A 23330-nucleotide genomic window follows, 5' to 3' on the forward strand; every position below is an offset into this window, starting at 1 on the left:
ATAAGGAAGTGAATGCGTCTTTTCATTGCAGAGAAACCGAGTCTCGGTCGGGCAATTGCGGATGTGCTGCCCAAGCCGCACCGTAAGCAGGATGGTTACATTGAGTGCGGCGAGGGCAATGTGGTCAGCTGGTGTATCGGTCACCTGCTGGAGCAAGCTCCGCCAGATGCCTATGGCGAGCAGTACGCGCGCTGGAATCTGGCGCATCTGCCGATTGTGCCGCAAAAATGGCAACTGTTGCCGAAAGCCTCGTCGCGCAAGCAGCTCAATGTGCTTAAGGCTCTGGTCAAAAAGGCCAGTGATATCGTGCATGCTGGTGACCCGGACCGCGAAGGGCAACTACTGGTGGATGAGGTGCTGGAATATCTGGCGTTGCCGCAAGAGCAGATGCAGCGCATCCAACGCTGCTTGATTAACGACCTCAACCCGTCGGCCGTGACGCGTGCGATTGGCCGTTTGCGCTCTAACCGCGAGTTTATTCCGCTGTGCGTTTCCGCACTGGCACGCGCGCGGGCCGATTGGCTGTACGGCATGAACATGACCCGCGCCTATACCCTGCTGGGCCAGCGCGCCGGTTACCAAGGCGTGTTGTCGGTTGGTCGAGTGCAAACCCCCATCTTAGGCTTGGTGGTGCGCCGTGATGAAGAGATAGAGCATTTTGTCCCGCGTCCGTACTATGAAGTGCGGGCGCACATTATTACGCCGGCCGAGGAAACTTTTACCGCGCAGTGGCAGCCTAGTGAAGCCACTGAGCCGTATCAAGATGAAGACGGCCGGATCATCAGCCAGAAATTGGCTGAGCATGTGGCGCAGAAAATTAGTGGCCAACCGGCGATTGTGGATGAGTATGAAGACAAGCGGGAAAAAGAGCTGCCGCCGTTACCATACTCATTGTCGGCGTTGCAGATTGATGCGGCCAAAGCGTTTGGCATGAGCGCCCAGCAGGTGCTGGATGTCTGCCAAAAACTGTATGAAACCCACAAACTGATCACCTATCCACGTTCTGATAGCCGCCACTTACCGACCGAGCATTTTGCCGATCGGCATAGCGTATTGGGGGCGATGGAAGTGCATGCGCCAAGTCTGAAAATCGATGGCGCCGGTTTTGACCCATCGCGCCGAGGGCGTTGCTGGGATGACAGCAAAGTGGATGCGCACCATGCGATTATCCCGACTTCGCGTAACAAACCGGCGTCCTTAAGCTCGGATGAGCATAAAATCTACACGCTGGTGGCACGTCAGTATCTCATGCAGTTTTGCGCCGATGCAGAATATCGCAAATGCCGGATCCGGTTATTGATTGATGGCGGCCGCTTTCAAGCGCAGGCGCGTAACTTGCAAATTGCTGGTTGGAAGACCTTGATTGGCAAGCAAGATGACGACGGAGATGAAGAGAGCAGCGCGCCATTGCCGCAGGTGAGCAAAAACGATGAGCTACTGTGTCAGCGTGGTGAAGTGCTGAGCAAAGAAACGCAGCCGCCGCGTCCGTTTACCGATGCTACCTTGCTCTCGGCCATGACCGGGATTGCCCGTTTTGTGCAGGATAAAGAGCTGAAAAAAGTGCTGCGCGCTACCGATGGCTTGGGTACGGAAGCGACCCGCGCAGGGATCATCGAGCTGCTGTTTAAGCGTCAGTTTCTGCATAAAAAAGGGCGGGTGATCAACTCCACCCCTGCCGGACGGGCGCTGATCCACAGTCTACCGGATGTTGCCACGCGGCCAGATATGACGGCGCACTGGGAATCGAAGCTCACTGCCATCAGTGAGAAACAGTGCCGCTACAGCGATTTTATGCAGCCACTTGAGCAGCAACTGTATGCCATGATTGAACAGGTGCGTCATGCCTCTCCACCGGCAGCGATGCGGGTCTTGGCCTCGGTGTCTGCAGCGTCATCGGCCGGGAAACGCCAGACCACCGCTAGTCGGCGCACCAGTCGCACGAGTACGAGTCAACATTCTGCCTCGGCGGCCGATACCGATAAGAGTGATAAGGCGATAACGAGCGCCGCAGCGAAAAAAGAGAGCGTTAAGCGTCCTCGTAAGCGTCGGGAGCCCAAACAATAACACGCTGTTGGCGCGATATTCTCAGTCGGCCAGCAACCGTTAAGGAGTTAGGAATGACAATGCGGCAGAGCAATACTCGAAACAACGTGCTGTCACGTGGATTGGCCTTAGCGTTGATGCTAGGCGGCAGTGTGCTGGCTTCGGCACATGCAGAGAGCACGGTGATCAGCTCCGGTTCATTGAGCGATGGCGGCGTGTCGGTTAGCAGTGGCGCATCGGGTACTACGATTATCACGTCGGGTAATAGCACCATCTCCTCGGACGGTACGACTATCAGTACATCTGGCATCACTAGCTCGGGGATCAGTACCGGTTCGTTGACTAAACCCGGTCAACCGAGCTGGAATAATGACAACACTCGGCTGAAAGTCGATGTGGATGCCGGAGCCTTGATGCAAGGGCAAGCCTGTTTCTATGCCGATCAGCGTTACTCGCAAGGGGCGGTGTTATCGGTGGGGAATATTTTGATGCGCTGCATCCCGCAAGACCCACAATTTAATAACAGCCCACTGGAATGGCAGGTTTTTACGGGGAATAAAGCACGCTAATTATGTGCTTATCAAAAGCGGTCATTGGGCTTTTGGCTTTGCGTGCTTCAGCGAGCCGGCATCGCCTCAGTGCATTAGTGCTCCAGTAAATTAGAGCATCAGCTAAAACAAACCAGCCTCGTGGTTAATGGCGACTACGAGGCTGGTTTATTTTCAGCTGGAATTATTATTCGTTCTTTATTGGGGATCCGCCTGCATATACTGGCGCAGTGCCGCCACCAGCGGAATATCTGCTGCCGGCATGGCGTAGTCCGCTAATTCGGCGTAGCTGACCCAATGCGCCGCATCATGGCAATGCAATACCGGAGTAATAGCGCTTGGTAAGGTGGCGATATAGCCATGCAGGCGGATAATGCAGTGCTCTTTTTCCACCTCCGCGCAGCCCAGTGATACGCCAATTTCACAGGTTAACGCCAACTCTTCTTGCAGCTCACGACGTAGCGCCTGCTGATGACTTTCGCCTGCCTCAACTTTACCGCCGGGTAGCTCCCACAATCCGCCATCTTGGGCATTTGCAGCGCGCTGTGCCAACAGAACTTGGTTCTGAGCGATGATAGCGGCAGCGACCACTTCAATAATCTTTTTCTCCACCGTACGGCCTTATATCTCCAGAAAGAGGCGGTAATGGTAAGAGATAAAATTAAGACAGAAAATCTTAATTTCCTCCCATCCTTAAATCGTAGTCGACATTAATGGTGAGCGGGCAGTAATCCCGGTCAACCGAGCTGGAATAATGACAACACTCGGCTGAAAGTCGATGTGGATGCCGGAGCCTTGATGCAAGGGCAAGCCTGTTTCTATGCCGATCAGCGTTACTCGCAAGGGGCGGTGTTATCGGTGGGGAATATTTTGATGCGCTGCATCCCGCAAGACCCACAATTTAATAACAGCCCACTGGAATGGCAGGTTTTTACGGGGAATAAAGCACGCTAATTATGTGCTTATCAAAAGCGGTCATTGGGCTTTTGGCTTTGCGTGCTTCAGCGAGCCGGCATCGCCTCAGTGCATTAGTGCTCCAGTAAATTAGAGCATCAGCTAAAACAAACCAGCCTCGTGGTTAATGGCGACTACGAGGCTGGTTTATTTTCAGCTGGAATTATTATTCGTTCTTTATTGGGGATCCGCCTGCATATACTGGCGCAGTGCCGCCACCAGCGGAATATCTGCTGCCGGCATGGCGTAGTCCGCTAATTCGGCGTAGCTGACCCAATGCGCCGCATCATGGCAATGCAATACCGGAGTAATAGCGCTTGGTAAGGTGGCGATATAGCCATGCAGGCGGATAATGCAGTGCTCTTTTTCCACCTCCGCGCAGCCCAGTGATACGCCAATTTCACAGGTTAACGCCAACTCTTCTTGCAGCTCACGACGTAGCGCCTGCTGATGACTTTCGCCTGCCTCAACTTTACCGCCGGGTAGCTCCCACAATCCGCCATCTTGGGCATTTGCAGCGCGCTGTGCCAACAGAACTTGGTTCTGAGCGATGATAGCGGCAGCGACCACTTCAATAATCTTTTTCTCCACCGTACGGCCTTATATCTCCAGAAAGAGGCGGTAATGGTAAGAGATAAAATTAAGACAGAAAATCTTAATTTCCTCCCATCCTTAAATCGTAGTCGACATTAATGGTGAGCGGGCAGTAATACCCACGCCTGATGTGCGTGCTTAATAGTGCAATATGCTGTTACTCGACGGCCAAAATAGCCCAAATGTTTTACCTGATATTAACAAACGATAAAACATACAGTAGTTTTAATAGCGATGGTATCGGGAAGCGAGACGCCCCGTTACCTTAGGATTCACTGCAAGCCCGTAAATGATAAGGATGTTCCGGATGTCTGACGTACCGGCCTTACAGGTTGATGATTTATATAAATCTTTTGGCGCTAATCAGGTGTTGTCAGGAGTCAGTCTGACGGCGCACAAAGGCGATGTGATTTCGATTCTCGGCTCATCGGGGTCTGGCAAGTCGACGTTTTTGCGCTGCATTAACTTATTGGAAATTCCTTCAGCGGGTGAGGTGCGCATTGCCGGTGAATTGATTGCCATGCGAACCAATCGCCGAGGCGAACGACTCCCCGCCGATGACAAACAGGTGCAGCGTTTACGCGCCAAACTGGCCATGGTTTTTCAGAGTTTTAATCTGTGGTCGCACATGACCGTGCTGCAAAACATCATCGAAGCACCGGTGCATGTGCTCGGGGTTCCGCGAGCTGAGGCGATCAGCCGCGCTGAAGCCTTGTTGCAGCGGGTTGGTCTGTATGAGCGACGCGATTACTACCCAGGCCACTTATCGGGTGGACAACAGCAGCGTGCGGGTATCGCTCGCGCCTTGGCGGTGGAGCCTTCGGTATTGTTGTTTGATGAGCCAACCTCGGCATTAGACCCTGAGTTAGTGGGGGAGGTGCTCAGTGTGATGCGTTCGTTGGCCGAAGAGGGGCGCACCATGCTGGTGGTTACGCACGAGATGGCTTTCGCGCGTGAGGTATCCAGTCAGGTGGTCTTTTTGCATCAAGGGCGTATTGAAGAGCAAGGCACGCCAGAAGAGGTTTTTTTACAGACCCGCTCTGAGCGCCTGCGCCGTTTCTTATCGCCTAAGTATTGATTCAAGAACGAAGAACAACGGCGCGCAGGAAATATCCGCAACACAAAAAACCAGCAGACGCGTTGGCAGCATAAGACGCGTCTGACATGTATGACACCGATGCGCTGTGTTTTACCTATTTATGTATGGCGTAAACCGCGCGAGTAAGGGGAAGGAGACGCACGATGGCATGGCTGAATAACAATACTCGACAATCCAAAGGGTTGGTAATGGCGCTGGCGATCGCCGCCACAATGAGCAGCGGTGCGGCGCTGGCTAAAGACTGGAAAGACGTGCGCATTGCGGTGGACGTACCGTATGAGCCTTTTGAATATAAAAAGCCGGATGGCACTCTGACCGGTTTTGAAATTGATTTAGGCAATGCGGTATGTGAGCAAGCCAATCTCAAGTGTGAGTGGGTGGTGCAAGCGTGGGATGGCATTATCCCCGGTCTGCTGGCGCGTAAATACGATGTGATTTTCTCATCCATGTCGATCAACGAAGAGCGCAAAGCCAAAGTGGCGTTCTCTGAGCCGTATTACAACACCCCAAGCGCTTGGTTTGCGGCGAAAGGCTCATCGATTGATCCTGCTAAGCCAGATACGCTGGCTGGCAAACGCATTGGTGTACAGCGCGGAACCATTCAAGACGGCGCGGCGACCAAACAATTTGGCAAAACTGCGCAAATTGTCCGTTATAACACCGGTGACGAAGTGGTTATGGATCTCAAAGGCGGACGCTTGGATGTCGTGCTGCTCGATTTCCCGGTGGGGGAAAGTACGTTGCTGAAAACCGCTGACGGCGATCAGTATGCGCAAGTTGGCGAAAAACAGCAGCTAGGTGACGGAGTAGGCGCGGCGTTTCGTAAAAACGATAACGAGTTGCGCGAGAAATTTAACCAAGCTTTGCAAGCGGTTAAAGATAACGGCACCTACGACAAGATCATGAAGCAATACTTTGATTACAGCGTCAAAAAATAACGCGCGGTAGCGGTTAAGTATTTCACGTAAATGTATCTCATGTAATACACCACGTAAGCCGGGCGGGATGCCCGGCTTTCCACGTCGTCCGTCAGGACAGGGAGACGCAGTATGTTGGATCTCCACGGCTACGGGCCGTCTATCTTCGCCGGTGCCTGGCTGACGCTTGAGTTAGCGTTCCTTTCCTTAGTGATTGCACTGTTACTTGGTTTGCTGACGGCCAGCGCGAAACTCTCGAGGCAGCGCGGTTGGCGTTGGCTAGGCCAGCTCTATACCACGGTAATCCGTGGCGTGCCGGATCTGGTGCTGATGTTGCTGATTTTTTTCGGGATCCAGATTATCGCCAACAGCATCGGTGATTGGCTGTATGCGCAGTATGACGTGGAGTGGTACGTCAATATTGATGAGTTTACGGCTGCGGTGATGACCATCGGTTTTATTTTCGGTGCCTACATGGGGGAGACGTTTCGCGGGGCGTTCTTGGCTGTTGAGCGCGGACAGCTAGAAGCTGCGCGGGCCTTTGGCATGAGTGGTGGACAGGTGTTTCGCCGCGTATTGTTCCCACAAATGATGCGCCATGCACTACCGGGAATCGGCAATAACTGGCAGGTGCTAATCAAGACCACCGCGCTGGCGTCAGTGATTGGTTTGACGGATATGGTGAAACTGGCTAAAGAAGCGGCAGGCGCGGTGCATGAGCCGTTTACTTTTTTCATTCCGGTGATCTTGGTGTATCTGGCGCTGACCACCGTCTCGGAAATCGGCTTGTATTATCTGATGCGCTATTACAGTGCTGGCGTTGTTCGAGAGTAGTGCGAGAGTAGCGCGGGAGTCAGTCATGATGGAAAAATGGTCGCTTACGATACAGCAGTGGTTGCAAGGCAACACAATTTTTACGTCAGAAACGCTGCTGCATTATTGGGATGGATTTGTCACCACGGTGCAGTTGCTGATTGTCTCGGTGTGGGTCGGGTTGTTACTCGCCATTCCACTGGCGATTATCCGTTGTAGCCGTTCACGCATCGCCTCATCATTGGTCTGGATGTTTACCTATCTGTTTCGCGGTACGCCATTACTGGTGCAGCTGTATTTGGTTTACTACGGCCTGACCATGATTGAGGGTATTCAGCACACGGTTTGGTGGCGTTGGCTGCAAGATCCGATTTATCCGTGTTTACTGGCCTTTGGTTTAAATACCGCGGCCTATACCACCGAAATTTTGCGCGGCGCCATGCAAGCCACTTCGCGTGGTGAGCGTGAGGCGGCGCGTGCCTTTGGTATGTCACCTTGGCAGATGACGCGGCGGATTATATTGCCCTCGGCGTTTCGCCGTGCACTGCCGGCTTATGCCAATGAAGTGATTTATATGCTGCATGCCACGGCGTTAGCAAGTGTGGTGACCGTGATTGATATTACCGGCGCGGCGCGTGATGTGTATGCGCAGTTTTATGCACCGTTTGAAGCGTTTAGCTTCGCTGCGTTGTTATATCTTGGCCTGACATTTTTGTTGGTGTGGGGATTTCGGCGTTGGGAAGATCATTGGCAGCGTCATTTACGGCCACTGGCGAGCTGACATCAATCGTTATCGGCAAGTAAGCTGGCATCTAACAACAAAACGGGTCGCATCAGCGACCCGTTGCTATTTAAGGCGATTATGTACTCATGCGGATCTCGCATATCAGCGAAGGGAAAAAGTCCACATGAGATCACTCGATCGCAGCGATTAGAGCGAAAAATTAGCCCAGATAGGCGCATGATCAGACGGTTTTTCCATCCCACGCGTTTGATAATCAATACCGGCTTCGTTGCAGCGCTCGGCCAGCATCTGGGTGGCCAAGATCTGGTCGATGCGCAGACCACGGTTATCATCAAAGCCCTTCGAGCGATAATCAAACCATGAATAGCGATCATGGGTATCTGGATGCAGGGCGCGGAAGGTATCCACCAGACCCCATTGCAGCAGGGTATCCATCCACTCGCGCTCTTCTGGCAAGAAGGAGCATTTGCCGGTACGCAGCCAGCGTTTACGATTCTCTTCACCAATGCCGATATCCAAATCGCTGGCACTGATGTTCATATCGCCCATGATCACAATCGGTTGATCCGGTGAATGATGCTCGCTGAGATAATTCATCAGATCGGCGTAGAATTTTTGTTTGGCCGGAAACTTAGTTGGGTGATCGCGGCTTTCCCCTTGTGGAAAGTAGCCGTTTAAGACGGTCAATGTACCGGCTGGCGTTTCCAGATCTGCCATGATCATGCGGCGCTGGGCGTCTTCATCATCGGTCGGAAACCCTTTGCGCACTGCCAGTGGCTTGGTTTTGGTCAGCAACGCGACGCCATAATGGCTTTTTTGGCCATGGTGGAAGACGTGATAGCCCAGTTTAGCGACGTCTTCCAGCGGAAACATGTCATCGTGAACCTTGATCTCCTGCAGACCAATTACATCGGGTTGATGTAGCGTGACTATTTCTTCCAGCTGATGTGGTCTAGCCCGTAATCCATTGATGTTAAAGGAGATGAACTTCATATTCTGCAGTCACTTATCGTCAGGCATAAAAAATGAAGCTTCGATGCTAGCAACTCAGCGGTGAGTTTGAAAGCGAGAATTCGCTGAAAATCAGCGATGAGCATGTGAGGTGTTCGATTGGGTTTACGCGATAGCAGAAACCGATCAGGATGAGAAACAGAAACGCACAAAGCAATAGAGGATTTAAAAATCGAGGAAGCTATATGAAAAAAACTAGATGAGAAAAGCGATACGAAGAGGATATGAAAAAGAAGGAAGAATGGTGGAGAGAGAAGGATTCGAACCTTCGAAGGCTGAGCCGTCAGATTTACAGTCTGATCCCTTTGGCCGCTCGGGAATCTCTCCACACGGGTATTGCGTATATAGCAGCGTAATGAAAACTCATCACGATACATTGTAATAAATGGTGGAGAGAGAAGGATTCGAACCTTCGAAGGCTGAGCCGTCAGATTTACAGTCTGATCCCTTTGGCCGCTCGGGAATCTCTCCACACGGGGTATTGCTTATATAGCAGCGTAATGAAAACTCATTACGATACGTTGTAATAAATGGTGGAGAGAGAAGGATTCGAACCTTCGAAGGCTGAGCCGTCAGATTTACAGTCTGATCCCTTTGGCCGCTCGGGAATCTCTCCACACGGGGTGTCGCTGAGTATTACTAAATTGTATGCTGCTTTTGCATTATCTACACCGCTTAGCGCCGTGTAAAGCAAGATGGTGGAGGGGGAAGGATTCGAACCTTCGAAGGCTGAGCCGTCAGATTTACAGTCTGATCCCTTTGGCCGCTCGGGAACCCCTCCTAAGCAAGCGGGGCGCATCATATCAAATGACCGCATTCTGTAAAGGTTAAATTGCGAAAAAACCACTTAGGAGATGTTTTTTTATGCGGAGTGCTGAAAATAGCTGCAATCAACATCAAAACGCTAAAGAAAATGCTTCAGATGTCGTTATAAACAATGTTGATAACACAGGACATTCTTTGTTGTGATTGATCGTATTGATACCCGCGTACTAACGGATGAGCTGCAGCTAAACGGCCGCCTTCCGACAGCTATCGAGCAGGGACAGCGTAAAGACTTTGCGCTGCTGCTGGCGATGCTGTCTGCTAACGTGTGCGATCAAGCCCAATTTCAGATGCCTGCGCCAGAAACGCAGACGGCCAGTTTAAATCTGCCAGTGCCACCGAAAAGCCGTCTGTACGGTCATAACGTGGATATGCAGTGGGCCGATCAACGAACCCAAGCTTTCCATCAGGGCGGATTAGCATCGACGTGGTTGCTGGAGTGCTTGCAGCCAGATCCACTGATTTACCCACCGCAAAATACCGCCGGTCTGAAACCAGAGGTGTATCACAACCTGTCATTGACTGAGCGCGATGAAGTGCAAGGCAAGAAAAGCCGTGCGCCACTGGATAGCCGTACACAATTGTTTGTTTCTTGTATGCAAGCGGCACGCACTCAAGCTGAGTTACTGCGCGCAGCCGCGTAACGTCACACTGACGTTGATTCTCTTTTTCTTATCTCTTATTGCTTCATTTTTCTTTTGCCTATTTTCTTCTGTCTATCGATTGTGTTTTATCTCGTCTTCTTTTTATGTCTTGTGGCTTTTCCCTGTCGAATTGTTTTTTGCTGGCAATAAAAAACGGCAACCACTGAGGCTGCCGTGAAGAATACAGATTGGCGAACGAATACCGGTGATACCACAAGCGATACGTATGAGTGACTGACCATCGGTGCGGGATTACAAAATAATCGTCCGATTGCCGTGTACGAAGACGTGCTGATTGAGCACCAAACGCAGGGCACGACTGAGTACGTTTTTTTCCACATCACGACCGGCCAGCATCATGTCGTCAGCAGAGTAGGTGTGATCCACGTTAATCACGCTTTGCTCGATAATCGGGCCTTCATCCAGATCGTTATTCACAAAGTGCGCGGTAGCACCGATGATTTTTACCCCACGCGCATAGGCTTGATGATACGGCTTGGCACCGATAAACGCCGGTAAAAACGAATGGTGAATATTGATAATCTGATTTGGATAGTGGCCGACGAACTCGGGTGTTAAGACGCGCATGTATTTGGCCAGAACCAGATAATCTGGCGCATAGCTGTCAATTTGTTCGCACATTTTGGCATCGTGCTCCGCGCGGCTTAAACCTTCGTGGCTGACGCAGTGGAAAGGAATATCAAAGCGTTCCACCAAGGTGCGCAGGGTTTCGTGGTTGCCGATCACCGCGGCGATATCCACTTCCAGTCCGCCGTAATAAGCCTTCATCAACAGATCGCCGAGGCAGTGCGCCTCTTTGGTCACCAAAATAACGATTTTCTTACGACTTGCCGAGACCAGTTGGCGCTTGGTGCCTTCCGGTAACGCGTCATCCAGATCGGCCAGTAAGGTGGTGTCGTTAAAAATCCCTTCCAGCTCGGTACGCATAAAGAAGCGACTGCTGCGATGATCCACGAACTCGTTGTTCTGAATGATATTAAGCTGGTGCTTGTAACAAATGTTGGTGATCTTGGCGATCAGCCCTTTGGCATCAGGGCAGTCGGTTAACAGAATTTTGCGTTCCATACTGAATCCGTGTCGTTAACATGAGGCCGGTTAAGCGGTTTTACTCCGAAACCTTTCAGCCGTCAAAGTGAATCCTTGAGCGGCTATGATTTACGTGAGCTGACTGCTCACGTAGGGGATTGCAACTGGTGATGATTGTGTGGCCGCCGCGGTTAGCCGCAGCACTTCTTGTATTTTTTCCCCGAACCGCATGGGCAAGGATCATTACGGCCCACGTTGACACTGTTGCGTACTGGCGTTTGCCGTTCCGCAGGCTGCGTGGTTTGCGATGTATCATGCTGATTCATCGTGCCATCAATATAGCGCCAAAGACCTTGTTCACGCACAAAGCGCGAGCGTTCGTGCAGCTGGCCTGGATGACCTTCTTCGCTAAAGTGGGCAATAAACTCAACCCATCCTTCTTGATCATCATCGGTGATCGCGCGGCTGGCCGGCGTGGTCTCGACAATCTCTAAGGATTGCCAGCACACATCATGGCAAGCCTGCTCAATATCCTCACGAAACTCTGCAGCGTGGCGGCTGCTGTGATAAGTTGCAATCACATACTCAGGATTTCCCGTGGCGTGCGCGCTGTAGCGTGAACGCATCAACGCTTCGGGGGTGGCGGCCTGCTGCGCACCGCTTAGCAGCGGTTGGCAACAGTCAGTAAAGGCGCGTTGACTGCCGCAAGGGCAGCGATCCGGCGTGGCTTGATGTTCGGTCATGATATTCAGACTACGTATAGTGATAAGTACAGTGATAACGGTAATGCGAATTTCTCTGACGCGATTGTAGGACACACAAAATAAGGGTGTATAGCAGAAAATGGAGAAGATCAAAGTAGGCGTAGCACTCGGTGCGGGGGCGGCCAAAGGCTGGGCACATATTGGTGTCCTGCGGGCGCTCACGGATTTAGGCATTGAAGCCGATATCGTGGTGGGAACCTCTATCGGCGCCTTTGTAGGCGCGGCGTATGCCAATAACCGCTTGGCTGAGTTGGAAAACTGGGTCAAAGAGTTCAGTTATTGGGATGTGTTGCGACTGATGGACTTTGAGTGGGGCAAGGGCGGCTTGATCCGCGGCGAAAAAGTGTTTGATATCGGCGCTGGCATGATTGGGCGTAAAAACCTCGAAGAGTGTGTTCGGCCGTTTGCCGTGGTAGCGACCGAGTTAGAAACCGGTCGTGAACGTTGGTTGATGAAAGGCGATCTCAAGCAAGCGGTGCGCGCTTCTTGCAGCATGCCTGGGTTGCTGTCGCCGGTGCAGCTTGATGGTAAATGGATGGTTGATGGCGCGGTGGTCAATCCGGTGCCGATCTCTCTTGCGCGTGCCATGGGCGCAGATTTTGTGATTGCGGTGGATTTGGGCCGTGAACATCATCTGGCGCAAATTGATTTGTTGTCTGCCTATCCGCTCGATTTACCGCACCCAGAAGATCACAGTTGGCAGGCCAAATTGAAGCAAAAGCTGGAGAATCTCTGGCCGTCACGCCGCCGTCAGGTGCCATCGGTGCTGGATGTGATGACATCTTCGATGCAGATTTTGGAGCATCGTTTGAAAAAAAGCCGGATGGCTGGCGATCCGCCAGATGTCTTGATTCAGCCGGCAGTGGCGCAAATTTCGACGCTGGATTTTCATCAAGCAGCGGTGTCTATTGAAGCAGGTTACCGCGCCGTCGAGCGAGTGGCGGACCAATTAGAACCGATTGTTACTTTTTTGCAAATGCAGGCAGAAAAATAAGAAGCGGTCACAAAAATTGGGGTAAAGATGGGGAGAAAAAGGGCATAAATCACGATTGTGCATCACACTAGAGGCAGAGCTTGATATTTCGATGAGGACAACAGCATGCAGCCGGAAGAGGGCAGTTTCAGCGGATACCGTTTTATGTTGGTGGACGATGATCCAGTATTCAGGCAGCATCTGATTCACTTTTTGACTCACTATGATGGCACTGTCATCGAAGCACAAAATGGCCAATATGCGCTGGATAAGCTGGCGCATTATCAGCCCGACATCATCTTGTGCGATCTCAATATGCCGCAAATGGGTGGCATTGAATTAGTGACCATTTTACGAGCCCACGGTAATCAGACCCCAGTCATTGTTATTTCTGGCTCGGAGCGCTTTTCGGATGTTGCCGAAGCGCTGCGTGCAGGTGCGACGGATTATTTGCTCAAACCGCTGGATGATTTGTATGTATTGCATAGCACGATTAACGATGTGTTGCAGGCCCGTAAAAATCACGCGTTGGAAGTGGAAGAATTAGGCGAATATTTCCAGCAGCTACAGGCCGAGCCGGAAGGCGCGCTGCAGTTGATTCGCGCTTTACTGCCGCCAGCGCAGCAGATCATCAGCCACGCTCGCGTCCGCTATCGACAATTAGGCAGTAGCACCCAAGCAGGCTTGGTATTTGACTTAGCGCCAATGCATTCGCACCGCTTCGGATTTTATGTGTTTGATATGGGCGCCGCCGGTCGACATGGGCCGATCGCTGCACTGCTACTGCGCACCTTGTTCAATGGATTTCTCAGTCAGCCGGACAAGATTAACTATGTGCTGACTCATCAAGATATTCTGCGCAAAATCTACCAAACGTTCCGCCAAGCGGGTCTGACATTCAATCCGCGTTTACTGATTGGCTCTTATGACAGCGAACAACGGCAGTTGCAAATTTCGGTTGCGGGGTTGAGTGCGGAAATCGAAACATCTGCGGGGATCCAGCGAGTGCATTCGTTATATCCCTTGGGAATGCAAAGTGGGTCTCAAGGCAGTTCGCAGCAAGGCATTTTGCAAGTCGAGACGGTTCGTCTAGAAACAGCACAGTGGAATGCGGTGGTAACCTCCCAGCGTCAAGGGCAGATGGTGCTTCATGTCCAATCCGAGGTGCAGCAAGCGCAAGCAACAAGCGCGGTATCAGCGGTTGCGGCAAACCAAGCGCTCAATTCAGTGTCCGAAAAAGACATAAATGGAAAAGAACGTTCAGGTGAAAAAAATACCGGCGGGGAAAACCTGCCGGCATCAGTAGTCAACTTATTTGCTCCTGAGTTCCATTGCGGTACGGATACCTTGAGCTAATAGAGCCTGAACTAATCGATATCGATTTAATTAGTTGGCCTGAGGTTTGATATCCACTTTTTCCAGTGTTGGACGTTTACCTTCAGCGCCATGCATCCATGTCAGCAGTTTACCGGCGCTCAGCAGCAGGATGATCCCCGCGATAGTTGCGGCGATTGCGATACCACCAAAGATAGCCAGTGGGCCGGCCTCTCCGACAAAGGAGCCAATGATCCCTGCGGTATAGTTCGCCAGCGCGTTAAAGCCAAACCACGCCCCCATCATCAGGGAAACCAGACGCATCGGCGCCAGCTTGGTCACCATGGACAGACCAATCGGTGACAAGCACAGCTCACCTAAGGTATGGAACAGGTAAGCCCCAACCAGCCAAACCATACTGGCCTTACCGGTCTGCTTAGCTTCAAATACAGCACCAATCATGAACAGGAAGCCGAGCGCCAGCATAAACATCGCCATAGCAAACTTCACTGGTGAACTCGGTTCACGTGGACCCATCTTCACCCAGATAGCGGCAATCAGTGGTGCTAAGGTGATAATGAAGAACGGGTTCAGGGATTGGAACCAAGCGGTCGGCACCTCAAAGTTACCAATCATGCGGTTAGTGTGCTCGGCCGCATAGATGTTCATCAGACCGCCGGCTTGTTCAAAGCCTGCCCAGAACACCACGGTAAACAGACCCAGAAACAGGATAACCTTCATGCGGTCAGCTTCTTCGGCAGTCAGCGGCGTTTTACGGTTGGTGTTGAGTGCTTTATCACGTTTAGCTGCCGGCACTGTACCGATATCACCCAGCAATTTACGGGCAAACGTCAGCTGAACCACCAGCGCTATCAGCATACCGACACCGGCACAGAAGAAACCGGCTTTCCAACCAAAGCTGGCAGACACAGAGCCTGCAACCAGACCGGCAATCAGCGCACCTAAGTTGATCCCCATATAGAAGATGGTGAAGGCACCGTCACGGCGATGATCGCCATCATGGTATAAATCACCCACCATGGTAGAAATATTTGGCTTAAACAGACCATTACCACAGATCAGCAAACCGAGACCCGCATAGAATGTCACCAGATCGGAGCCACTTAGCAAACCGTGTGGCAGAGCGAGGGTAAATTGCCCCAGCGCCATCAGCGTACCACCGATCAAGATAGCCTTTCGCTGCCCCAGAATATTGTCAGCCAGCCAGCCACCAATCAGTGGAGTGATATATACTAAACCGGTATACAAACCGTAGAGTTTCAGAGCGTCTTGGGTTGACCAGCCTAAACCACCATTGATTGTTTTATCAGTGAGATACAGAACCAAGATGGCTCGCATCGCATAGTAGGAAAAACGCTCCCACAGTTCAGTACTGAACAGAAGGAACAGTCCTTTGGGATGACCCAAGAAAGTTGATTGTTGTGTGTTGTTCATCACTTACCTTTATATTGTTCTTTATAAGCACCCGCTAATTTTTATATACACTTTAGTGATTTCATCTGCAATCTAAAACATTTCAGACACAATTGGTTGTAACGCTAACTTGTTGTATCTTCAGCGGCTATTGCAATAGGTTGTGGTGCCATTAGTGCTTTTCGAACATATAAAAACAATGTTAAACATTAAAACTGTGGATTTTTATAGTTTTTTTATCTAATTATTCAGGTCATGTTTAGACGATCCGTTTAAATGTCAGCTAAAGTGCGATGTTGACTAAATGTGATCTGGATTAACATGTGTGGTGTAGAGCATATTCTGCTAGCAGCTGCTGCTGACGCAGTGGTTCGGATTTCAGCTTAATTACCTGATATAATTACAAGAGAACCAGCATCTTGGCTGGTAAAGCAACATTTTTATGCGAGGGTGCAGCATGTCTCAATTCCAAGTTCATAAAGCCGTAATCCCAGTGGCGGGGCTGGGAACCCGAATGCTTCCTGCGACGAAAGCCATTCCCAAGGAAATGTTGCCAATTGTAGATAAGCCGTTGATTCAATACGTTGTGAATGAATGTATTGCGGCAGGGATTACCGAGATCGTGCTGGTTACCCACTCCTCCAAAAACTCCATTGAAAACCATTTTGATACCAGCTTCGAGCTGGAAGCGACCTTGGAAAAGCGGGTAAAACGTCAGTTGTTGGCCGATATTCAGTCTATTTGCCCAAAACACGTTACTATCATGCACGTGCGACAAGGGCACGCTAAAGGTTTGGGGCATGCGGTGCTGTGCGCTAAACCGCTGATTGGCAACGAGCCGTTTGCGGTTGTGCTGCCAGATGTCATCATCGACGAATATGACGCTGATCTGCACCGAGAGAATCTGGCTGAGATGTTGCAGCGCTTCGATGATACCGGTGTTAGCCAGATCATGGTCGAGCCTGTACCGCATGAAGAGGTGTCGAGCTACGGGATTGCCGATTGTGGTGGTGCGCAGTTAGAGCCGGGCGAATCGCATGCTATGCACGCCGTAGTTGAAAAACCGGCCCGTGAAGAGGCGCCATCGAATTTAGCGATTGTTGGTCGTTACGTGCTGCCTGCACGAATTTGGCCATTGCTGGAAAAAACCCCTGTGGGTGCCGGCGATGAGATTCAGTTGACCGATGCGATTGCTGCCTTAATGGAAGAACAACCGGTGGATGCTTACCATATTCGCGGGCGTAGCCACGATTGCGGTAGCAAGCTCGGCTATATGCAGGCCTTTGTTGAATACGGCATGCGTCATTCGGAGCTGGGAGAAGAGTTTACTCGTAATCTCAAAGCATTGCTGGCCACAGCCAAATAATTGATTGAAGGATACCAAGAGCATGGCCATTCTGGTTACCGGTGGTGCCGGTTATATTGGCAGTCATACCGTGTTGGAGCTGCTAAACAGCGGCAATGATGTTGTAGTCATTGATAACTTGTGCAACTCCAGCCGCGAATCATTACGTCGTGTGGAAGCGCTAACTGGCCGTAGCGTGACGTTCTATGAAGCTGACGTATGCGATCGCAGTGCACTGCAGACTATTTTTGCGCAGCACGCGATCGATGCGGTGATCCATTTCGCAGGATTGAAAGCGGTAGGGGAATCGACCCAAATTCCGCTCAAGTATTACCAGAATAATATTGCGGCAACACTGGTGCTGTGCGAAGAGATGGAGCGCGCTGGCGTGTTTCGCTTGGTGTTCAGCTCATCGGCGACCGTGTATGGCGATCCGCACACCGTACCGATTCAAGAACATTTTCCGACCAGTGCGACCAATCCGTATGGCCGCTCTAAACTGATGGTTGAAGAAATGTTGCGAGACATAGTTGCCGCGGATCCGCGCTGGTCAGTGGTCTTGTTGCGTTACTTCAACCCAGTCGGGGCGCACATTAGTGGCCAGATTGGTGAAGATCCGAATGGTATTCCGAATAATTTACTGCCATACATTGCTCAAGTAGCGATAGGTCGTTTGAAGCAGTTGTCAGTGTTTGGGAATGATTATCCAACGCCGGATGGTACTGGGGTGCGTGATTATATTCACGTGGTGGATTTATCTCTTGGCCATTTGAAAGCGCTGCAATACATTGCCGATCGTCATGGGGTGTTTACCTTTAACCTCGGCACAGGGCAGGGCTATTCTGTTCTGGAGATGGTGAAAGCATTTGAACAGGCAAGTGGCCGAGCGGTGCCGTATCAGGTGGTTGCTCGTCGTCCGGGTGATATTGCCGTGTGCTATGCGGAGCCTGACTTGGCTGCACAAGAGCTGGGATGGCGTGCCGAGCGTGGGTTGCCAGAGATGATGGCAGATACCTGGCGCTGGCAAAGCCAGAACCCTAATGGCTATAAAGATTAATTTTTCGTAGTTCGATTTACAGAGAGACAGTAATGAAGGTTACCGTATTTGGTATCGGGTATGTGGGGCTGGTTCAGGCAGCCGTACTCGCTGAGGTCGGTCATGACGTGATGTGTGTCGACGTTGATGCCCGCAAAGTTGAGAATTTGAAAAACGGCATTATCCCAATTTATGAGCCGGGTCTAACTCCGCTGGTAAAGAGTAATTATGCTGCAGGTCGCCTGACCTTTACTACCGATGCCAAATCCGGTGTCGATCATGGCGAGATTCAATTCATTGCTGTGGGTACACCGCCTGATGAAGATGGTTCAGCAGATCTGCAATATGTGTTGGCGGTAGCGAAAACCATCGCCACTCACATGCAATCACACAAAATTGTGGTGGATAAATCCACGGTTCCGGTCGGTACCGCAGATAAAGTGCGTGCCGCGATTACCGAAGTTCTGCAAGCGCGCGGTTCAGAGCTGGCCTTTGATGTGGTATCTAACCCAGAGTTTCTCAAAGAGGGCGCAGCGGTTTCTGACTGCATGAAACCCGATCGCATAGTGATTGGTTCTGATAACGCCGATGCGGTTGAAATGATGCGTGAACTGTACGCGCCATTTAACCGTAACCACGATCGTTTGATCTGCATGGATGTGCGCAGCGCCGAGCTGACCAAATATGCAGCCAACTGCATGTTGGCGACCAAAATCAGCTTCATGAACGAGATGGCGAATCTGGCAGAGCGTCTGGGCGCCGATATCGAAATGGTACGTAAAGGGATCGGCTCTGATCCGCGTATTGGCTACCACTTTATCTATCCTGGTTGTGGCTACGGCGGCTCTTGCTTCCCGAAAGATGTGCAGGCTCTGGTGCGGACTTCCGAATCAATTGGCTATCAGCCACAGTTGCTGCAAGCGGTTGAGGCGGTGAACAATCGTCAGAAATACCGTTTACCAACTCTGATTAAGCAGCACTTTGGTGAAGATCTGCGTGGCAAAACATTCGCTCTGTGGGGGCTGTCTTTCAAGCCGAACACGGATGATATGCGCGAAGCTTCTAGCCGCGTATTGATGGAGGAGTTGTGGCAAGCCGGCGCCAAGGTTCAGGCCTATGATCCAGAAGCGATGGAAGAAACGCAGCGCATCTACGGTCTGCGTGATGACTTGCTGCTGCTGGGAACGAAAGATGCTGCGCTGAATAATGCCGATGCACTGATCATCTGTACCGAATGGCAGAATTTCCGGGCGCCAGATTTTGATTTGCTCAAAGACAAGCTGCGTCATCCAGTCATTTTTGATGGGCGTAACCTGTACGAGCCAGAGCGTATGCAAAAACGTGGTTTCACCTACTACGCCATTGGTCGTGGGGCGTCAGTACAGGCCGGTCCATCCGCATAAGGGCGATGGATAGGTGACATAGTGAGTTTTATCAGTAAGGCAAGACAATGAAATTTCTGGTTACCGGCGCGGCCGGTTTTATCGGAGCTAGTCTGAGTGAGCGTCTGTTGGCGCTCGGTCATCAGGTGGTCGGTATTGATAATCTTAACGATTATTACGATGTGAGCCTGAAACAAGCGCGCCTAGCTCGCTTAACCCCACATGCACAGTTCAGTTTTTATCCACTGGATTTGGCTGATCGCGATGGTATGGCGACGTTGTTCGCCCGTGAGCAGTTTGATCGCGTGATTAACTTAGCGGCGCAAGCCGGTGTGCGTTATTCGCTGGAAAAACCGATGGAGTACGTAGACTCCAATCTGGTGGGCTTTGCCAATATTCTGGAAGGTTGCCGACACAATAAGGTTCAGCATCTGCTGTATGCATCCTCCAGCTCCGTGTACGGCTTGAACCGTAAGATGCCGTTCTCGACGGATGATTCGGTCGACCACCCGATCTCGCTGTATGCGGCCACTAAAAAAGCCAATGAGCTGATGGCGCATACCTATTCCCATCTGTATGGGATCCCAACTACAGGCCTGCGTTTCTTTACCGTGTATGGTCCGTGGGGACGCCCTGATATGGCGCTGTTCAAGTTCACCAAAGCGATTTTGGCCGGTGAACCGATTGATGTGTATAACTACGGTAATATGCAGCGTGATTTCACCTTTATCGATGATATCGTGGAATCGATTGTGCGTTTGCAGGATGTGATCCCACAACCAAACCCAGAGTGGACGGTGGAAACCGGTTCACCAGCTACTAGCTCTGCGCCGTATAAAGTGTACAACATCGGTAATAATGAACCGGTGATGTTGATGGAGTATATCGAAGCGCTGGAGTCGGCACTGGGTATGGAAGCACAGAAAAACATGCTACCAATTCAGCCCGGCGATGTGCTAAATACCAGCTCTGATACGTCTGAGTTGTACAAGACTATCGGCTTTAAGCCGAAAACGACGGTACGTGATGGCGTTCAGCAGTTTGTTGACTGGTATCGTGAGTTTTATCAGCAATAAATATAAATAGAGTAGGTTTGAGTCAGACAGAAAGCACAGAAACTGAAAACGCCAAAAATGCAGTCTGACATAAAAAAAAGCGCCGATTATCGGCGCTTTTTTATTGGAGTCATGACTCTCGAATCCATCCGCAGTGAAAAGCGTGATGGGCCGAAATAAACTTAAGCGGTGATGGCAAAGCTTTCCAGGCTAGCACCTTCTTCCAGTGCTTTTTTGATCAGCGCTGGCGTGCGGCCTTGGCCTGTCCAGGTTTTTAACTCACCATTTTCATCACGGTATTCGTATTTGGCTGGGCGAGCTGCGCGCTTAGATTTTTTCGCTGGTGCATTATCAGCCAGCAGATTCAGCAGTTCGTTAGGATCAATGCCGTCAGCAATCAGCATTTCGCGGTATTGCTGCAATTTACGCTGACGCTCTTCATTTTCAGCCCGATTTTGTTCGGCTTCATGACGGCGCTCTTCCACCACAGTGGTCAGCTTTTCCAGCATATCATCCAGTTGTTCCATAGGAAGCTCGCGGGCCAGAGCTCGCATGTTACGAATATTGGTTAACAGCTTAATCATGTCGCTCATCGTATTTATCTCGGAGAAATTTATTGTTTCTTATGCTGTATTAAATGCGCACAGCAAATCTAATTGGATCAGTAATCAAAGATAAATAAATGCGATTTAAAAGTACATCATTAAAAGATGAAAAATAAAATTAATAACAAATATTCGGATCTGTCATCAAAAAATCTATTTAATGTCCCTGTTATCCATAAGTAGATTGCAAACAGAATCTGAATATCTGTCATTCTTTCTTATTTAATTGTGTGATTTTTAAGTGAAAAATTCTTGGCGGAAAACCGAATTTTTGCATTGCATCACTGAAATAAATTGTTACTATGGATTTCGCTACAGAAAAGTAGAGGTGCGCTGTTTATCAGTAACTGTCAGGAGGGTGATGCCAGAGATTGACAGCGAAAGGAGCCAGCGCCGAAGTCAGAAACGCTATCGAAGCCTTCTGGCTGGTGCAATTCTCGAACAGGGCTTGCACTGCCATAGTCATAAGTTTGTTTATTACACTATGGAGCGCTACTGGTTGGTTTTGGTGCACATGTTCGTTGTTCCGTACCTTTAGTCATTTGACTGTCAGTAGATCTTCGCCGTACTTTTAAGGTAAAGATCATGAATATTGTTGATTATTCCAATTCATTTTGGGCGGTTTTGCCCCCTTTCACTGCACTGGTTCTCGCTGTTGTTACCCGCCGCGTTCTTTTTTCGCTAGGAATGGGGATTGTTCTGGGTGCGCTGCTATTAACGCAATTCTCACCATTAAATGCACTGGGCTATTTACAACAAAAAGCCACGGCATTGGTATGGGATGATGGCGCGCTGAACTGGTGGAACATTCATATTCTGCTGTTTTTATTCCTGCTGGGCGGAATGACCGCGATGTTAACGCTTTCTGGTGGTAGCCGCGCTTTTGCGCAGTGGGCCAGACAGCGGATTAAGACACAACGTGGCGCTAAGTTGCTGACCGTATTCTTAGGTGCCTTCATCTTTATTGATGACTATTTTAACAGTTTGGCCGTAGGCTCGATTGCTCGTCCAGTAACCGATCGCGCTCATATTTCGCGTGCCAAGCTGGCCTATATTCTGGACTCCACCGCCGCACCGGTGTGCGTGATGATGCCGGCGTCTAGCTGGGGGGCGTACATTATCACCATTATTGGTGGCATTTTGACCACGCACGGTGTGACCGAATACACCCCGTTGGGCGCGTTTGTTGCTATGGTGCCGATGAACCTGTACGCCATTTTTGCGCTGGTGATGGTGCTGGTGGTGTCTTGGTTGTCACTGAATATCGGTCCGATGCGTCGTCATGAGCGCATGGCCAGCGAAGGGATCTCCCTGACTGGTCGTGAGATGGAAGAGCAGAGCAACGATCACGGCTTTAGCGTGCGTGAGCTGGAGTCCGGTCGAGTTTCCGATCTGCTGATCCCGATTATTGCGTTAGTTGTCGTGACCGTTTCGGCGATGCTGTTTACCGGTTATCAGGTACTGGCCGCCAATAATCAGCCATTTGGCATTATCGGTGCGTTTGAAAATACCAATGTTGGCCTGTCATTGGTGAGCGGTGGTTGTGTGGGTCTGTTGTTATCGGTGTTGACCACCGTGCGTCAGCGTGTGGCAATGGCCGATCTGCTGCAAGCACTGCTCAGTGGTATGCGCTCGATGTTGCCAGCGGTCTATATCCTGCTGTTTGCTTGGACTATCGGTGCGGTGATCAAGGATATGTCGACCGGTAAGTACCTGTCGTCGTTGATTCAGGGCAACTTGCCACTGAGCCTGCTGCCGGTGCTGCTGTTTATGGTGGCGGGTCTGATGGCGTTTTCCACCGGCACTAGCTGGGGGACATTTGGGATCATGCTGCCGATTGCGGCGGATATGGCGGCTGCGGCGGATATCGCCATGCTGTTACCATCCATGGCTGCGGTTATGGCGGGCGCGGTGTTTGGCGATCACTGTTCACCGATTTCCGATACCACTATCTTGTCGTCCACTGGCGCACATTGTAATCACTTAGATCACGTGACGACGCAGTTGCCATACACCTTAGCGGTTGCGGGGGTGTCGGCAGGTGGCTTTATTGCGCTGGGCATGACGCAGTCAGCGTGGGTCGGGTTGGCCGTGACGGGTGTCCTGTTCACTACCATGATTGGCATCTTTTATTTCCTGCAGCCACGACCTGTGGCGATAAAAGCAGTATGATAAGAAGGGG

22 protein-coding genes, 4 tRNA genes and 1 riboswitch are annotated in these 23330 nt (G+C 50.9%); of the genes, 15 read left to right on the forward strand and 11 right to left on the reverse strand.

Annotated elements, in window-relative coordinates; genetic code table 11:
* Positions 1-12: 12 nt before the first annotated feature.
* Together LQ901_RS03450 and LQ901_RS03455 are read left to right on the forward strand one after the other, a co-directional pair.
* The gene (locus tag LQ901_RS03450; protein WP_071849699.1) at positions 13-2064 is read left to right on the forward strand and encodes a DNA topoisomerase III; all 2052 of its coding nucleotides are present in this window, start codon (positions 13-15) and stop codon (positions 2062-2064) included.
* A 53-nt stretch (positions 2065-2117) separates the two neighbouring features.
* The gene (locus LQ901_RS03455; protein WP_233671971.1) at positions 2118-2612 is read left to right on the forward strand and encodes a DUF1496 domain-containing protein; all 495 of its coding nucleotides are present in this window, start codon (positions 2118-2120) and stop codon (positions 2610-2612) included.
* Between the two features lie 177 nt (positions 2613-2789).
* On the opposite strand, the gene LQ901_RS03460 is transcribed toward LQ901_RS03455, so the two are convergent.
* Positions 2790-3203 (reverse strand): (deoxy)nucleoside triphosphate pyrophosphohydrolase, encoded by a 414-nt coding sequence (locus tag LQ901_RS03460; RefSeq protein WP_082935545.1) that lies wholly within the window; start codon positions 3201-3203, stop codon positions 2790-2792.
* A gap of 168 nt (positions 3204-3371) precedes the next feature.
* Here LQ901_RS03460 and LQ901_RS03465 point away from each other — a divergent pair, with 168 nt between their 5' ends.
* Positions 3372-3545, forward strand: a complete 174-nt coding sequence (locus LQ901_RS03465; RefSeq protein WP_233671972.1) for a DUF1496 domain-containing protein — start codon at positions 3372-3374, stop codon at positions 3543-3545.
* A 177-nt stretch (positions 3546-3722) separates the two neighbouring features.
* Here LQ901_RS03465 and LQ901_RS03470 read toward each other — a convergent pair whose 3' ends face one another.
* A complete protein-coding gene (locus LQ901_RS03470) occupies positions 3723-4136 on the reverse strand; it encodes a (deoxy)nucleoside triphosphate pyrophosphohydrolase (protein WP_082935545.1) in 414 nt (137 codons plus the stop codon).
* Positions 4137-4446: 310 nt separating this feature from the next.
* Here LQ901_RS03470 and LQ901_RS03475 point away from each other — a divergent pair, with 310 nt between their 5' ends.
* The 4 genes from LQ901_RS03475 (at position 4447) to LQ901_RS03490 (ending at position 7749) form a co-directional block, all read left to right on the forward strand.
* On the forward strand, positions 4447-5217 hold the full coding sequence (locus LQ901_RS03475) for an ABC transporter ATP-binding protein (RefSeq protein ID WP_010864141.1): 771 nt from the start codon (positions 4447-4449) through the stop codon (positions 5215-5217).
* 164 nt (positions 5218-5381) lie between these two features.
* Positions 5382-6176 carry a transporter substrate-binding domain-containing protein gene (locus LQ901_RS03480; protein ID WP_064978019.1) on the forward strand — a complete coding sequence of 265 codons (795 nt, stop codon included), beginning with the start codon at positions 5382-5384 and terminating at the stop codon, positions 6174-6176.
* A 111-nt stretch (positions 6177-6287) separates the two neighbouring features.
* Positions 6288-6989: an ABC transporter permease gene (locus LQ901_RS03485; protein ID WP_010864139.1), complete on the forward strand. Its 702-nt coding sequence runs from the start codon at positions 6288-6290 to the stop codon at positions 6987-6989.
* A gap of 25 nt (positions 6990-7014) precedes the next feature.
* On the forward strand, positions 7015-7749 hold the full coding sequence (locus LQ901_RS03490; protein WP_064978018.1) for an ABC transporter permease: 735 nt from the start codon (positions 7015-7017) through the stop codon (positions 7747-7749).
* A gap of 150 nt (positions 7750-7899) precedes the next feature.
* On the opposite strand, the gene xthA is transcribed toward LQ901_RS03490, so the two are convergent.
* The 5 genes from xthA to LQ901_RS03515 form a co-directional block, all read right to left on the reverse strand.
* The gene (xthA, locus tag LQ901_RS03495; protein ID WP_152136942.1) at positions 7900-8706 is read right to left on the reverse strand and encodes an exodeoxyribonuclease III; all 807 of its coding nucleotides are present in this window, start codon (positions 8704-8706) and stop codon (positions 7900-7902) included.
* Positions 8707-8966: 260 nt separating this feature from the next.
* Positions 8967-9051: transfer RNA gene (locus LQ901_RS03500), tRNA-Tyr, on the reverse strand.
* A gap of 59 nt (positions 9052-9110) precedes the next feature.
* Positions 9111-9195: transfer RNA gene (locus LQ901_RS03505), tRNA-Tyr, on the reverse strand.
* A gap of 60 nt (positions 9196-9255) precedes the next feature.
* Positions 9256-9340: transfer RNA gene (locus LQ901_RS03510), tRNA-Tyr, on the reverse strand.
* A gap of 80 nt (positions 9341-9420) precedes the next feature.
* Positions 9421-9505 (reverse strand) — tRNA-Tyr (locus LQ901_RS03515).
* Between the two features lie 184 nt (positions 9506-9689).
* Between LQ901_RS03515 and LQ901_RS03520 the strand changes: the two genes are divergently transcribed.
* On the forward strand, positions 9690-10193 hold the full coding sequence (locus LQ901_RS03520; protein ID WP_010864136.1) for a VC2046/SO_2500 family protein: 504 nt from the start codon (positions 9690-9692) through the stop codon (positions 10191-10193).
* A gap of 252 nt (positions 10194-10445) precedes the next feature.
* On the opposite strand, the gene purU is transcribed toward LQ901_RS03520, so the two are convergent.
* Together purU and LQ901_RS03530 are read right to left on the reverse strand one after the other, a co-directional pair.
* Entirely contained in the window at positions 10446-11279 is an 834-nt protein-coding gene (gene purU, locus LQ901_RS03525; RefSeq protein ID WP_010864135.1) for a formyltetrahydrofolate deformylase, read from the reverse strand.
* A gap of 152 nt (positions 11280-11431) precedes the next feature.
* Positions 11432-11983, reverse strand: coding sequence for a YchJ family protein (locus LQ901_RS03530; protein ID WP_064978016.1), 552 nt, complete (start codon positions 11981-11983; stop codon positions 11432-11434).
* Positions 11984-12083: 100 nt separating this feature from the next.
* Between LQ901_RS03530 and rssA the strand changes: the two genes are divergently transcribed.
* Complete coding sequence (rssA, locus tag LQ901_RS03535; protein WP_064978015.1) at positions 12084-12998, forward strand: patatin-like phospholipase RssA; 915 nt, start codon at positions 12084-12086, stop codon at positions 12996-12998.
* 105 nt (positions 12999-13103) lie between these two features.
* Entirely contained in the window at positions 13104-14333 is a 1230-nt protein-coding gene (locus LQ901_RS03540) for a response regulator (RefSeq protein WP_064978014.1), read from the forward strand.
* 30 nt (positions 14334-14363) lie between these two features.
* Here LQ901_RS03540 and LQ901_RS03545 read toward each other — a convergent pair whose 3' ends face one another.
* Entirely contained in the window at positions 14364-15746 is a 1383-nt protein-coding gene (locus LQ901_RS03545; RefSeq protein ID WP_084976929.1) for a peptide MFS transporter, read from the reverse strand.
* Between the two features lie 436 nt (positions 15747-16182).
* Between LQ901_RS03545 and galU the strand changes: the two genes are divergently transcribed.
* From galU to LQ901_RS03565, 4 genes are read left to right on the forward strand one after another with little or no spacing between them, the layout of a single operon-like run.
* The gene (gene galU, locus LQ901_RS03550) at positions 16183-17091 is read left to right on the forward strand and encodes a UTP--glucose-1-phosphate uridylyltransferase GalU (protein WP_064978013.1); all 909 of its coding nucleotides are present in this window, start codon (positions 16183-16185) and stop codon (positions 17089-17091) included.
* A gap of 22 nt (positions 17092-17113) precedes the next feature.
* Positions 17114-18127, forward strand: a complete 1014-nt coding sequence (galE, locus tag LQ901_RS03555) for a UDP-glucose 4-epimerase GalE (protein ID WP_010864129.1) — start codon at positions 17114-17116, stop codon at positions 18125-18127.
* 32 nt (positions 18128-18159) lie between these two features.
* Positions 18160-19509 carry a UDP-glucose/GDP-mannose dehydrogenase family protein gene (locus LQ901_RS03560; protein ID WP_010864128.1) on the forward strand — a complete coding sequence of 450 codons (1350 nt, stop codon included), beginning with the start codon at positions 18160-18162 and terminating at the stop codon, positions 19507-19509.
* Between the two features lie 47 nt (positions 19510-19556).
* Positions 19557-20564, forward strand: coding sequence for an NAD-dependent epimerase (locus LQ901_RS03565; protein WP_064978012.1), 1008 nt, complete (start codon positions 19557-19559; stop codon positions 20562-20564).
* 161 nt (positions 20565-20725) lie between these two features.
* Here the strand turns inward: LQ901_RS03565 and LQ901_RS03570 are convergent, their stop codons facing one another.
* On the reverse strand, positions 20726-21136 hold the full coding sequence (locus LQ901_RS03570) for an H-NS family nucleoid-associated regulatory protein (RefSeq protein ID WP_010864126.1): 411 nt from the start codon (positions 21134-21136) through the stop codon (positions 20726-20728).
* A gap of 327 nt (positions 21137-21463) precedes the next feature.
* Positions 21464-21651: riboswitch (Lysine riboswitch) on the forward strand.
* 82 nt (positions 21652-21733) lie between these two features.
* Between LQ901_RS03570 and LQ901_RS03575 the strand changes: the two genes are divergently transcribed.
* Positions 21734-23320, forward strand: a complete 1587-nt coding sequence (locus tag LQ901_RS03575; protein WP_010864125.1) for a Na+/H+ antiporter NhaC family protein — start codon at positions 21734-21736, stop codon at positions 23318-23320.
* The last annotated feature ends 10 nt before the right edge of the window (positions 23321-23330 follow it).

Source organism: Plesiomonas sp. PI-19 (assembly GCF_021368255.1).
GTDB lineage: Bacteria > Pseudomonadota > Gammaproteobacteria > Enterobacterales > CAMTGL01 > Plesiomonas > Plesiomonas shigelloides.